Below are 12,377 nucleotides of genomic sequence, written 5' to 3'. Positions count from 1 at the left end.
CTATTAAAGGATAACCATGACAACATTATCTACTTTACGTAAATACAAAAAAGAAGGCAAAAAGTTTTCATGTCTAACTTGTTATGATGCGATGTTTGCACGCATGATGGAAAATGCAAAAATTGATACGATTTTAATTGGGGATAGTCTTGGTATGGTCGTACAAGGGCATGACTCTACGATACCTGTGACGGTAGATGATATGGTATACCATACGAGCAATGTTGCACGTAGTAATGATCATGCTTTGATTTTGGCAGACTTGCCTTTTATGAGTTATACCACGTTAGAAGACGCCATTGTTAATAGCCGACGCTTAATGCAGGCAGGTGCGCATGTTGTTAAACTAGAAGGCGGGGCAGAACTTTGTGAGATTGTATCAACACTTGCGAAAGTAGGGACTCCTACCTGCGTACATTTAGGGCTAACCCCTCAGTCAGTTAATGTGTTTGGTGGTTATACAATTCAGGGAAAAACTGAAGATAAAGCCCAAAAATTAATTGATGATGCTAAGGCAGTTGTAGAAGCAGGCGCTGCCATGCTGGTGTTAGAAGTTGTGCCATCTGATGTCGGTAAACGTGTTACAGAAGCCGTTGATGTGCCGGTTATAGGTATTGGCGCAGGTGCAGATACCGATGGTCAAGTGTTGGTAATGCATGATATGTTGGGCGTGACACATGGTCGTGTTGCACGTTTTGTGCATGATTTTTTGAGTGATGAACGTAACCAAAGTCGTAGTGTAGAAGCAGCATTTGCTTTGTTTCATCAAGCAGTGCAAGAGGGTAGTTACCCTTCAGTAGAAAATCAGTTTTTGATATAAAAGTTGTTGAAATATAAGCGTTAAAGCAAAAGGGCAATATACTTTGATATTGCCCTTTTTTTTGTTAAAAACGTTTACAACTGATTTTTTTTGTGGCTATTTATTGCTATCACTCTTGCATCCAACGGCGTATAATATCTTTTTTAGATTAAGTGAACCATATGAGTTTGGTTAATCACAAAATATAGAGGTAGCCATATGAACAGCCATAACAATCGTGACAGTGGACTCAAACAGCCACCAAAAACCATGCATCATATAGTCGCATTGCGTGATGAATTAAGAAAATTCCGTGAAGATAAACGCATTGCACTTGTACCAACAATGGGTAATTTACATGACGGTCATGTTTCTTTAGTAGAAATCGCAAAAAAACATGCAGATATTGTTGTGGTTAGCATTTTTGTTAATCCGACCCAATTTGGAGAAGGTGAAGATTTTGATAGTTATCCACGTACGCTAGAGGCAGATGTCAGTCGTCTCACATTAGCGGGTGCAGATATTGTGTTTGCGCCAAGTGTTGAGGAGATTTACCCAAATTCTCCATCTGAGATATCAACCAGCATAGATCTTGGTACAATGACGAAGCACTTGTGTGGCAAATCAAGACCAGGTCATTTTGATGGTGTTGGGCTGGTAGTCAGTAAGCTATTTAATATTGTACAACCTGATGTGGCCGTTTTTGGGAAAAAAGATTATCAACAGCTTGCATTGATTCGTCAATTAACCGAAGATTTAAGCTACCCAATTGAAATTATAAGAGCCCCCATTGTTAGAACGGAAGATGGTTTGGCATTGTCATCACGCAACCAGTATCTCACAGAGTCAGAGAGGCAACTTGCTCCTAAATTACATCAAATAATATACGATTTGTCTAAAAAAATAGAGAGAGGCGAGCATATAGTAATCGGGTTTGAAGAGCTATTAAATAAATCTTGCCAACGTATTAATGCTGCAGGGTTTGAAGTAGATTATTTGCAAATAATGACGCAAAAACTAGGACCAGCCACTAAGGCGGACAAAGAATTAGTCATTTTAGTGGCAGCTTGGCTGGGTAAAGCACGTTTATTAGATAATCAAGAAGTGATTGTCGATATATAGTATATTTGATGTTAAATTAAAAATGTCATGGTATAAAGGGATAACCAATGGATAATTTGCATGATTTAAATCGCTCAGAACACAGTAGCCAAGAAGGCATAAATGGCAGTAACGATGAGACCTTAGATTTATTAATTGTATCTGGTCGTTCTGGCTCTGGTAAGACCTCGGTTATTAATATTTTAGAAGATTTTGGTTATTATGCGATTGATAATTTGCCTTTGTCATTGGTAACCGATGCGGTAGATAAATTGATTACCAATACTAATATCCGTAAAATTGTTTTTGGGGTAGATGTTCGTACGCCTCGTGCCGACTTGAGCCATTTTGCAGATGTTTGTGATAGTTTACACAAAAAATATGATAAACAATCATTAAAAGTAATTTATGTAACCGCGCAAGAAAGTGTATTGGTTGCACGTTTCGATGCAACGCGTCGTATCCATCCGTTGATGGCAAACATTCATCCATCCATTAACAATGTTAAAAATCTACCCAGTGCGCTTAGTCAAGAAATAGCAATATTAAAACCAGTGGCAAGCTGTGCAGATATTACCATTGACACCAGTAGCCTAAATATTCATGAGCTAAAAGAAACGTTGCGTAATGTACTTGGCGTTGATAATCAAGTTAAGGTTAATGTCTTATCATTTGGGTTTAAACATGGCAGCCCGATTGATTCGGACTTTGTTTTTGATGTGCGTATTTTGCCAAACCCTCACTGGGAAAAAGAGTTAAGAGCACATACAGGGCTAGATCAACCTGTTAAAGATTTTTTTGCTAAATATCCAGAAGTTGAAGAAATGGGGCAAGATATTGCCAAACTGTTAAACCGTTGGTTACCAGAGTTTTTAAATAACAATCGGCATACAGTTACGGTTGCAATTGGTTGTACTGGCGGTAAACATCGCTCGGTGTTTATTTCTGAAATGGTTGCAAAATCGTTAGAAGAAAACTTACCAAAGGCAATGCAAGTGGCGGTTAAACATCGCGAAAAGCGATTCTGGAAATTATAAAGATAACTCAGAACATTTGTTTTACCACTATCCAGAGGTTAAACAAGTTAATAAAAATAGAGGTTAAGGTAGTAATATGGTAATTAATTGGGCAGAGCAAGATATGCGGATTTCTCGCACTGAGCTTAAAAAACAGCATGACAGGCTAAAAAGTATGGCTGAGCCATTGGCTAATCTTTCAAAAAAACAAATGAAAAAACTGCCAGTTAGTGATTATTTTTTGACAGAGTTAGAAGACCTAGCGGATATCACCAGTGCGAATGCCAGAAATCGCCAAATTAAACGTATTGGTAAAATTATTAGTGAAGAAGACAGGCATTCATTAGTCAATGCGTTGTTTGACATTTTATTTGCACCTGAACAGATTGCTAAAATTGATGCCTGGTATGCCCGACTAAACATACATGACGATGGAACACTTAAGCAATTTGTTAGGCAGTTTAAAGCATGTGAAAAAAACACACTCTATCAAATGATGTTGTGGATTGAATACGCAAAACACATGGCAGATGATGAATTATTAGAAGAGTCTGAGCAAGATTTACAAACATACATTCATGAAGTGGCGATTTTATCGAGATAACTTACTAAGGTTAAGACAATCCAAACTAAATGTAAGATGCTGATGTGAGATGTATATAAGTAGTATGTAAGAAGCGAGAAGGGAGTTTAGGTTGCAAGTGGGCAACAGTGTGGCTGACTTTATCTTTATATGCTTTTATAATCGAAAGACAGCGGAATCTATTGATTTTTATTTCTTAAAAGCTGGGTATCCCATTGGTGAATTGCCTGATCTAACATTCGCTGGGGTTTATCCATCTCCACGAATGGCTGTTGTAAAAACTTTAAGGCAGTCGCTAATAGTTCGCTACATTTACGCTCATTACTGGTATCAATTGGGGTGGCGAGGTTTTGTTTTGATAGCTTCTGACCGTCATCATTAAGTACGAGTGGCAAATGATACCAATAGTCAATGAGTGGTAACTTTGCTATTTGCATAATCGCAATTTGGGCAGAGGTCATAGGCATGATATCCAACCCACGCATGGCATGAGTAATACCTTGTAATCCATCATCAATGCTAACGGCTAAAATATAATTAATCATATGGTTGCTGTTACTATCACGTCTGATGACCATATCACCAAGCATTTTTTGAGGGTTTTGCCACTGCATTCCCTGAATGCCATCAAAAAAGCCAATACTGTGGTTTGGTAGTTCAATACGCACTTTATGTTTATTTAGTTCTAGGGACTTATGAAGGCAATTTCTTGGATAAATGAATTGCCCTTTTAAATCCTTACGAGAACATTCACAGGCATAGCAAAGCCCATGTAACTCATCGTGAATATACTGGTTATAAAGTTTAGTCCGCTGTGATTGATAAATAACCTCATCATCCCAATGTAGCCCAAGATTCTCTAAATCGATTAATATTTGTTTACTAAACTCGGGCTTACAACGTTGGGTGTCTGTATCTTCAATGCGTAAAAGCCAATTACCAGCCATAGATTTAATATGGCAATAACTTGCTACTGCGGTGGTTAGTGAACCAAAATGAAGCTCACCTGTCGGTGAAGGGGCAAAACGACCGACGGGTTTTTTGATAGAAGAAGGTTTTAACGGTTGTTGAGTCAAGCCATACATTTAAATTAGCTTATATTGATGGTATTTAGCAAAAAACTGTCGACTTAGGTTTATTAATGGGTGGGATAAGCACAGTGATTTCAGTTCATGCAGTCGTTGAGTTAAATAAGCTCAGCATCTGCATGAATATTAAAATAGTTTGTATCTATTTTACCGATTTGCTTTACATGTTTGCGTGTGCCTGCTTTTCTTTCATTTCTGAAAGCGTCTTACAGTCAATACATTGTGTGGCGGTTGGACGAGCTTCAAGACGACGAAGTCCAATTTCTACACCACAAAGCTCACAAAAACCATAATCGCCTTCATCAATTTCTGATAATGACTTGTCAATTTTGCGAACAAGCTTACGTTCACGATCACGTGTGCGTAGCGTTAATGCAAATTCTTCTTCTTGAGTGGCTCGGTCATTAATGTCAGGCAGTGCACTGGACTCATCTTGGATATAGTCTTTTGTGCGGTTTGCTTCATCCAATAACTGGGTTTTCCAATTGGTAAGAATGCTGCGAAAATGCTCAAGTTGAGCATCCGACATATATTCTTCGCCTTTTTTGGGTTCGTATGGAGTGAATTTAGGTTCTTGTGTTTTGGTCGAAACCTTGCTCATGTGTTTGTGTCCTACAATACTTCCGCTTTGTTACGGTGATTAAAAACAGTACTATAAATCGCCAATATGACAAAGCGTTGAAACAATCAACTAAAAACAATAACGATATGTTTTGTTAAGTTTAAAATTAAATAAAACATAAACTGTTGTATTTAATCAAAAGACAATAGCGTATTTTTTTAACTAAATCAAGCAAACAAATGTATGCCATATATGAAATTACGTTTATTCGTTATTCATAAATTTACATTTTTACAAAAGCAAAACGCTTTTAGTGAAAATGTTAAACGCATATTAGTTGCTTGAATTACTTGGTTAATCTTTCAACTTTAGTGCTCATTGTGCCATCATCATATAGCCTTATCCATCTGTATCCTGGAGTCATTAACTCATCATAAGCAAAGGTATCTTGCTTGGGTTTATATTGGTAATTGGTTGATGGCGTTGTGTAAACATCAACGCTTTGGTGAGTTTGATGGCTTTTTTGATGGGTGTGCCCACTAATCACCGCTTTTACTTGCTTAAAAGGCATAATGGTTTGCCAAAAGTCATCGGTGTTGTTTAAAATGTGTTTGTCCATCCATTTTGAGCCAATTGGCAAGCTGTGGTGGTGCATAACAATAATGGCAGGTTTGTTATTATGGGTTAGCTGCTTGCTAAGCCAGGTTTGCGTTACATTGCTAATATTGCCATAAATTTTTCCTGCCACGCTGGAGTCTATCAATAATATTTGCCAATGTTTAGTTTCAATTATGTATTGATTAAGTAAACGAGAGTCGGGTTTACAGGCAATTAATTGTTGGTGATTAAATTCAGCTTCTGGATTTAGGATATCGGTAACGTCGTGGTTCCCTGGGATACAAGCAAATGGCACACCAGTTGCTGTTAATTTTGTAAAAATGTAATCATAGATGCTGGTGTCAATTTCATTTACTAAATCGCCAGTTAATAGTATTAAATCACAATGTGTATGGCTGCTAAGTGCTTGTTGTAGCGTATTGTTAAATCCGTCGTAGCCATTTATGCCGTTAACCATCTTGTTTCTGTCAGCAGATAGATGCAGGTCGGTAAGTTGTAGTATGTTAAAGGTGCTGCCTTTTTTATTAAATGGAGTTAAGGTTTTCATATCATTTGTAGGCATCTTATTATAGGAGTTGATTTTTTGTTGCCACTTTAGGCTAGTTATTTTTTGTTAGTTTTAAGCCAATCAAACTCGCAAAAAAACCAATGGCAAGTACCAGTACAATTGCTAAACCTGTTTGGATATCAAATAACACGCTACCCCAAACACCCGTGGTAACGGCTACTTGTGCCAATACTAAAGAGATAACAACCATCCCTTTGGGTGAGTTTGCCCATAGCCTAGATGTTAGTGCGGGTAAGACTAACAAACCACTGATTAATAAACTGCCGACTGCCTGTAACGAAATTGCACAAAATCCTGCTAACAATCCCATAAAAAATAACTTTTGCTGAGTTGGGTTAATGCCAGCAATACGAGCTAACGCATCATGGGTGGCGAGCTTAACTTGTGGTTGCCAAATCCAACGTAAAAATAGCAAACCAACAACAACCGAAACAGCTAATAATGGTAATTCTGACCAGTCTACCTCTAATAGATTACCAAATAAATAACCTAAAATGTTTGCCTGCTGTTGAGTCATTTGTGTCAGTGTGAGCAAACCGGCACACAACAAGCTAACAGCCACCACCGCAAGCACAGAGTCGGCAGGGAGTCGTTTATCATCAAGCAATGATAAAGCTACAACAACGAGCAAACTAACCAAACCAATACCTACGGCGTGTGGTAGGTGGCATAAAACGGACAACGCAACACCAAGCAGCGTGCCATGAGCCAAAGCATCAGAAAAAAATGCCATACGTCGCCACAATACGAGGCAGCCTAAAGGCGCCGATAAGAGTGCCAACAGGCTACCGGCTATCCATGCTGGTGCGATGATTGGTAGATAATCTATCATTTATTTATACCTCATCAGGCGAATGATGGTTACAGTTGTGATGATGGTGAATGTAAGGCTGCTCAAACTTATGTTCATTCAATACATCAGTAAAACCGTTGCCAAAGAGGCGTTGAAATTCGCTGGCATCTTGTATGTCGGTCGGTTGTCCTTCACAGCAAATATGTTTGTTAAGACAAATAACATGGCGGCTGCCTTTCATTACCCAGTGCAAATCGTGTGAGACGACCAGCATGGCACATTGTAAAAATTCTGGTAGCGAATCAATAAACTGGTATAGTAAGGTTTCACTTTCAGGGTCTAAGCCTTGCATTGGTTCGTCTAAAATTAATAGGTCTGGCTTATCAAACAAAGCGCGGGCAAGCAAAACACGTTGAGTTTCTCCACCCGATAAATTTATTAACTGTCGTTTTAATAATGGTTTGAGGGATAACTGGTCAAGTAAAAAGTTTTGTTCTTTTTTGCTAAGGTCTTTGCTGTCAGCTTGCTTAAGTAAGTCAAGTACTCGCAGTGGCAAGATGGTAGGTATGCTAAATTTTTGTGGAACGTACCCAATTTTTAGCTTATCGGTGCGTTCAATTTGCCCTGAAGTTGGCGCATGTAACCCCAAAATGAGCTTTACTAACGTCGATTTACCTGCGCCGTTAGGACCAATAATACTAATGGTATCATTTGCCATGATGCGCATGTTGATGTTAGATACAAGCGTTTGTTGATTAACCGAAAAACTGACTTTTTCAAGGCATACGAGAGGTGTTTGGGTGTTTTTTATTATTGAATTAGTCATGATTTAACTCGATTTTTACCTTTGGCATTTTTGGCATAATCCAGTCATTTCAATCGTGCTTGTTTCGACTGCAAATCCAATCTCTTTTTTGGTGCTATCCATTAGTTGTCTAACGGCTTTGTTATTACACTCTTGCACAGTTTGGCAGTTTGAGCATATTAAAAAAGCGGCGATGTGTTTTTCTCGTGGATGACAACAAGGCACAAAGGCATTGATAGAAGCCAATTGATGAATAAAACCAACTTCTAATAAAAAATCTAAACTTCTGTAAACGGTTGGTGGTGCAATTGTTTTTGCTTTACTGTTTGCTTTGTTATTGGTTTTATTCGTAGCAAGGATGTTCTTTTCTTGCATAATGCCCAGTAAGTCATAGGCCCCAATGGGCTTGTCAGCTTCTAATACAAGTTTATAAACTTGTTCGCGTAACTGGGTAAACCTCAGCCCATTTTCTTTACAGTATTGTTTTGCTTGATCAAGCCTTTGCTTAACAGAAGCCTGTGCATCGTGATGACATTTAGTATCTTCACAAATATGATGCACATCATGCACATGATCAGGTTGGGTTAGGGTGTCAGTAACGTTTGTCATAATACTAATTAAAAAGAGAAATAAGCCATTTTGTTATAATATAACAAAATCATTGATATGTTATTGATAGTGTAATAATATAACATTTTTTAAAATCAAAGTCTTGTTAGCGGGCTTTATAAAATCACTTACTTTAATCACTCACAATAGTAGCTATCAGTAAATTTAAGGCTACTATCAAAACATAAAACTGATAAACACCAAACTATGAAAAATATGACAATAAAAGAATCAACTAACCAGGCTATTATTAAATCAGTGTCTGTCGCAGTTTTGTTGGGCGCATCATTAACTTTAACGGCTTGTGGTAATAAAGCAGCAGAAGATAGTCACTCGGAACACGAGCATTCAGAACATGCAGAAGAAGGGCATGAGCATAATCATGAACATAGCCATGAACATGAGCACAATCATGACGAACATGCAGAGCATGACCATGAACATCATGATCATGCGCACGCTTCAGGACCAGCACAGGTTATTCCAGAGGGTTATACGGTTAACTTTGCAGTAAGCAACCATCCTTTGTTCTTGCTTAGTGAAGCCGTCACAAACGGCACAAACACGACGGTTAAAAAGTTGTTAAATGCTGGCGATGTCGGACACCATGGCAGCTTAAGCCCCAGTGATATGAAAACAGTAAAAGACAGTAAATATGTCGTTTGGTTTGGCAAAAACTTAGAAAGTAATTTAAGTGAAACACTTGAAAATGGTGACAACACTGTGACCATTCTAAATGAGGCGGGTATCAACAAATTAAAGCGCCGTGACTTGCAAATGCAAGAAATATCAGGGAGTAAAGATCCACACATTTGGTCTGATCCTCAAAATGCCAAAGTGATTGTAAACAAACTGGCAGAGTTGCATAGCCAAGCAAACCCTGAATATGCAGAGCAATACAAAGCCAATGCTAAAGCGTTTGCTACTAATTTAGATGAATTGGTTGCCAAACAAAAGGCAAAGGTGGGGGAGAGCAACAAATATTGGAGTTCTCATGATGCTTTTCAATATTTTGAGGCAGCATTAGGTGTAGAGCTGGTTGGTACGTTAACAACAGATCATGAAATCCCTGCAAAAGCGAGCCAAATTGTTTGGTTAACCAAAAATCGCCCATACGAAACCATGTGCTTAATTACACAATCTAAGCCTAAAGATGGGATCGTTAATAAATTAGCGCCTATCACCAATCGGGTATTAATTGAAGATATGAGCGACAGTGAGAGTTATTTACAGGCTTGGGGAAAAGAGTCTCAAAAGATAATTGATTGCTTAGCAAACAAATAAATGAGGTGGAATCTGTCATAGTATAAAAAAACATTACATAATACTTGCTAATATGTAAATAGCTACTTATAATGGTGCTGATTTCAACCATAATAAACAATATTTATTGTTCCTATAAATTTGGTTGATTGTAAAGAAATAATGATTTATCTATGACAGCAGGCCCAGCCAGTAGAAACAGCAAAGTTAAAATAAATAAAGCCCTTAAGCAAGAATCATGGATTTTATTTATCAGCATTTGTGTTCTAATAGTTATTGATTGGTTATGGTTGTCAAATGATACAGGGCAGTTAATACATGCAAAAAGTTTTGCACTAGGCGCATTACTTGGCTATTTAACACATGTTCTGTTTGTTTTGATTATGTTCCGATATAGCGGTGCAAAAGCAAGTAGAAATATTGTCAATCAGTTTTATCTTGGAGCAGCCATAAAGTGGTTCGTTACCTTGGTAGGATTCTCATTAATCTTTATTATCATAAGACCCCTATCAGCCTTGGCGCTGTTTATCGGTTTTATTGTAATGCAGATTAGTCACAGTTTAATAAGCTTGAAAATTAAATAGATTTAAAATCTGTTTTTAAATGTTTTTAAATTAAGCTTTCATAAATTTGCAGCATGCCTGTATTTGTTAATTATTTATTATATAAATTTAATAAATGGTCTTTACAAATACAGCAAATAACTTGTAATATAACCACTGAGCAGGCAAAGGCTTGCTGAATTTTAGTGCTTACTGGAAGAAGTTTAGATTATGGCATCAGAGCAACTGACCTCAACAGACTATATCTCTCACCACTTAACAAATTGGACATTTGGTAAACACCCACATGAAGGCTGGATGTTTGCAGAAACTAAAGAACAAGCGAGCGAAATGGGCTTTAACGCCATTCATGTCGACTCAATGCTTTGGTCAATTGGTTTAGGTATCATTTTTTGTCTAATTTTTTGGTTAGTTGCTAAAAAAGCAACTTCTGGCACCCCTGGCAAACTACAAGCATTCGTTGAAATGATTGTCGATTTTGTTAATAACAATGTTAAAGATTCCTACTCAGGCACATCTAAGCTAATTGCCCCACTGGCATTAACTATTTTTGTTTGGATCTTTTTAATGAATCTAATGGATTTGATTCCTGTTGACTGGATTCCAGTACTGGCACAAAAAATTGGTGCCGCAATGGGACATGATCCACATCACGTATACATGAAGATTGTACCAAGTACAGACCCAAATGTGACGCTAGGTATGTCTTTCTCAGTATTCGCACTAATTATCTTTTATAGTATTAAAGAAAAAGGGTTTGGTGGCTTTTTAGGTGAGCTAACCTTGCACCCATTTAGTACTAAAAATCCAGTCATGCAGGCTATATTAATCCCTGTAAACTTCATTCTTGAGTTTGTTACCCTAATTGCGAAACCAATTTCGTTAGGTTTGCGTTTGTTTGGTAACATGTATGCTGGTGAACTTATTTTCATCTTGATTGCCCTAATGCCATTTTGGATTCAATGGGCGTTATCTGTACCGTGGGCAATTTTCCACATTTTAGTAATTACACTTCAGGCGTTTGTGTTTATGATGTTAACGATAGTTTATCTGTCATTGGCTTCATCAACTGAACATTAATTTTGAAATACACATAGGTAAGAGGATTTCTCAATGGAATTAGCTGGTATGACAGTTTTAGCGGTTGCTTTGCTAATCGGTTTCGGTGCACTAGGCACTGGTATTGGCTTCGCTATCTTGGGCGGTAAGTTCTTGGAAGGCGTTGCGCGTCAACCTGAGCTTGCTTCACAACTACAAACTCGTATGTTTATCGTAGCAGGTCTACTTGATGCTGTGCCAATGATTGGTGTTGGTATCGCAATGTTGTTATTATTCGCTAACCCTCTAGCATAATTTTAGTGCCGATTGTTGGATGTTGGTTATTACCAACACCCAGCAAAGCGTTAGACTGAACTATTACTTTAGTCTAATATTCTAAGTATAAAGGGATAGTTCATTTCAAACTTAATACTAAGCATAGAAATGAAGAATAATCAATAACGAGGTGATCACGTGAATATCAATAGTACCTTAATCGGTCAAGCTATTGCATTTGCAATATTCGTGATTTTCTGCATGAAGTTTGTGTGGCCTCCTTTAATCAACGCAATCAATGAACGTCAGAAGAAAATCTCAGACGGTTTGAATGCAGCAGAGAAGGCAAAAGCAGACTTAGCAAGTGCAGAACAAGAAGCTCAAACTGAGCTTAACGATGCAAAAGCAAAAGCAGCAAGCTTAATTGAGCAAGCGAACACCCGTGCCAATCAGATGATTGAAGACGCGAAGGTTCAAGCTCAAGACGAAGCAGAGCGTATTCGTCAGCAAGCACATGCTTCGATTGATCAAGAAGTCAATCAGGCTCGTGAAGGCTTACGTGCTCAGGTCGCAGACTTAGCAGTGCAGGGTGCAGAAAAAATTCTACAAGATAATGTAGATGCACAAAAGCATGCGAGTATGCTAGATAAACTTGCAGCTAAGCTGTAATTTACAAATGTAAATTGTGAGGAGAC

General features: G+C 37.9%; 15 protein-coding genes. 9 read left to right on the top strand and 6 right to left on the bottom strand.

The window, feature by feature from the left end; translation table 11 throughout:
• Positions 1 to 16 precede the first annotated feature (16 nt).
• From panB to yjgA, 4 genes are all read left to right on the top strand, one after another.
• Complete coding sequence (panB, locus tag VH441_RS06200) at positions 17 to 820, top strand: 3-methyl-2-oxobutanoate hydroxymethyltransferase (protein WP_434352791.1); 804 nt, start codon at positions 17 to 19, stop codon at positions 818 to 820.
• Positions 821 to 1,018: 198 nt separating this feature from the next.
• Complete coding sequence (gene panC / locus VH441_RS06195) at positions 1,019 to 1,921, top strand: pantoate--beta-alanine ligase (RefSeq protein WP_434352790.1); 903 nt, start codon at positions 1,019 to 1,021, stop codon at positions 1,919 to 1,921.
• A gap of 47 nt (positions 1,922 to 1,968) precedes the next feature.
• Entirely contained in the window at positions 1,969 to 2,937 is a 969-nt protein-coding gene (gene rapZ, locus VH441_RS06190; RefSeq protein ID WP_434352789.1) for an RNase adapter RapZ, read from the top strand.
• A 76-nt stretch (positions 2,938 to 3,013) separates the two neighbouring features.
• Positions 3,014 to 3,520 carry a ribosome biogenesis factor YjgA gene (gene yjgA, locus VH441_RS06185; protein ID WP_434352788.1) on the top strand — a complete coding sequence of 169 codons (507 nt, stop codon included), beginning with the start codon at positions 3,014 to 3,016 and terminating at the stop codon, positions 3,518 to 3,520.
• 158 nt (positions 3,521 to 3,678) lie between these two features.
• Here yjgA and gluQRS read toward each other — a convergent pair whose 3' ends face one another.
• From gluQRS to VH441_RS06155, 6 genes are all read right to left on the bottom strand, one after another.
• A complete protein-coding gene (gluQRS, locus tag VH441_RS06180; RefSeq protein ID WP_434352787.1) occupies positions 3,679 to 4,584 on the bottom strand; it encodes a tRNA glutamyl-Q(34) synthetase GluQRS in 906 nt (301 codons plus the stop codon).
• Positions 4,585 to 4,747: 163 nt separating this feature from the next.
• Complete coding sequence (gene dksA, locus VH441_RS06175) at positions 4,748 to 5,188, bottom strand: RNA polymerase-binding protein DksA (RefSeq protein WP_434352786.1); 441 nt, start codon at positions 5,186 to 5,188, stop codon at positions 4,748 to 4,750.
• Between the two features lie 307 nt (positions 5,189 to 5,495).
• Positions 5,496 to 6,314 carry a metallophosphoesterase gene (locus VH441_RS06170; RefSeq protein WP_434352785.1) on the bottom strand — a complete coding sequence of 273 codons (819 nt, stop codon included), beginning with the start codon at positions 6,312 to 6,314 and terminating at the stop codon, positions 5,496 to 5,498.
• A 52-nt stretch (positions 6,315 to 6,366) separates the two neighbouring features.
• Positions 6,367 to 7,167: a metal ABC transporter permease gene (locus VH441_RS06165; RefSeq protein WP_434352784.1), complete on the bottom strand. Its 801-nt coding sequence runs from the start codon at positions 7,165 to 7,167 to the stop codon at positions 6,367 to 6,369.
• A gap of 4 nt (positions 7,168 to 7,171) precedes the next feature.
• Positions 7,172 to 7,954 (bottom strand): metal ABC transporter ATP-binding protein, encoded by a 783-nt coding sequence (locus tag VH441_RS06160; protein ID WP_434352783.1) that lies wholly within the window; start codon positions 7,952 to 7,954, stop codon positions 7,172 to 7,174.
• 15 nt (positions 7,955 to 7,969) lie between these two features.
• On the bottom strand, positions 7,970 to 8,542 hold the full coding sequence (locus tag VH441_RS06155) for a transcriptional repressor (RefSeq protein ID WP_434352782.1): 573 nt from the start codon (positions 8,540 to 8,542) through the stop codon (positions 7,970 to 7,972).
• Positions 8,543 to 8,758: 216 nt separating this feature from the next.
• On the opposite strand from VH441_RS06155, the gene VH441_RS06150 reads away from it, so the two are divergent.
• The 5 genes from VH441_RS06150 to VH441_RS06130 all read left to right on the top strand — a co-directional run bounded on the left by VH441_RS06150 (position 8,759) and on the right by VH441_RS06130 (position 12,351).
• On the top strand, positions 8,759 to 9,826 hold the full coding sequence (locus tag VH441_RS06150) for a metal ABC transporter solute-binding protein, Zn/Mn family (RefSeq protein ID WP_434352781.1): 1,068 nt from the start codon (positions 8,759 to 8,761) through the stop codon (positions 9,824 to 9,826).
• A gap of 152 nt (positions 9,827 to 9,978) precedes the next feature.
• Positions 9,979 to 10,389 carry an ATP synthase subunit I gene (locus VH441_RS06145; RefSeq protein WP_434352780.1) on the top strand — a complete coding sequence of 137 codons (411 nt, stop codon included), beginning with the start codon at positions 9,979 to 9,981 and terminating at the stop codon, positions 10,387 to 10,389.
• A gap of 189 nt (positions 10,390 to 10,578) precedes the next feature.
• Positions 10,579 to 11,448, top strand: a complete 870-nt coding sequence (gene atpB / locus VH441_RS06140) for a F0F1 ATP synthase subunit A (RefSeq protein WP_434352779.1) — start codon at positions 10,579 to 10,581, stop codon at positions 11,446 to 11,448.
• 33 nt (positions 11,449 to 11,481) lie between these two features.
• Entirely contained in the window at positions 11,482 to 11,721 is a 240-nt protein-coding gene (gene atpE, locus VH441_RS06135) for a F0F1 ATP synthase subunit C (RefSeq protein ID WP_434352778.1), read from the top strand.
• Positions 11,722 to 11,880: 159 nt separating this feature from the next.
• Positions 11,881 to 12,351, top strand: a complete 471-nt coding sequence (locus VH441_RS06130; protein WP_434352777.1) for a F0F1 ATP synthase subunit B — start codon at positions 11,881 to 11,883, stop codon at positions 12,349 to 12,351.
• Positions 12,352 to 12,377: the final 26 nt, after the last annotated feature.

It is taken from the genome of Psychrobacter sp. HD31, from assembly GCF_051097895.1.
Classification (GTDB): domain Bacteria; phylum Pseudomonadota; class Gammaproteobacteria; order Pseudomonadales; family Moraxellaceae; genus Psychrobacter.
Note: the sequence above shows the minus strand (reverse complement) of the source record. Positions and strands in the feature narration are given on the sequence as shown.

Coding starts and splice junctions, on each gene's coding strand:
- VH441_RS06150 (WP_434352781.1), top strand. CDS start 8,759: ATGACAATAAAAGAATCAACTAACCAGGCTATTATTAAATCAGTGTCT.
- gluQRS (WP_434352787.1), bottom strand. CDS start 4,584: ATGTATGGCTTGACTCAACAACCGTTAAAACCTTCTTCTATCAAAAAA.
- VH441_RS06145 (WP_434352780.1), top strand. CDS start 9,979: ATGACAGCAGGCCCAGCCAGTAGAAACAGCAAAGTTAAAATAAATAAA.
- panC (WP_434352790.1), top strand. CDS start 1,019: ATGAACAGCCATAACAATCGTGACAGTGGACTCAAACAGCCACCAAAA.
- VH441_RS06165 (WP_434352784.1), bottom strand. CDS start 7,167: ATGATAGATTATCTACCAATCATCGCACCAGCATGGATAGCCGGTAGC.
- VH441_RS06160 (WP_434352783.1), bottom strand. CDS start 7,954: ATGACTAATTCAATAATAAAAAACACCCAAACACCTCTCGTATGCCTT.
- VH441_RS06155 (WP_434352782.1), bottom strand. CDS start 8,542: ATGACAAACGTTACTGACACCCTAACCCAACCTGATCATGTGCATGAT.
- dksA (WP_434352786.1), bottom strand. CDS start 5,188: ATGAGCAAGGTTTCGACCAAAACACAAGAACCTAAATTCACTCCATAC.
- yjgA (WP_434352788.1), top strand. CDS start 3,014: ATGGTAATTAATTGGGCAGAGCAAGATATGCGGATTTCTCGCACTGAG.
- atpE (WP_434352778.1), top strand. CDS start 11,482: ATGGAATTAGCTGGTATGACAGTTTTAGCGGTTGCTTTGCTAATCGGT.
- atpB (WP_434352779.1), top strand. CDS start 10,579: ATGGCATCAGAGCAACTGACCTCAACAGACTATATCTCTCACCACTTA.
- rapZ (WP_434352789.1), top strand. CDS start 1,969: ATGGATAATTTGCATGATTTAAATCGCTCAGAACACAGTAGCCAAGAA.
- panB (WP_434352791.1), top strand. CDS start 17: ATGACAACATTATCTACTTTACGTAAATACAAAAAAGAAGGCAAAAAG.
- VH441_RS06170 (WP_434352785.1), bottom strand. CDS start 6,314: ATGAAAACCTTAACTCCATTTAATAAAAAAGGCAGCACCTTTAACATA.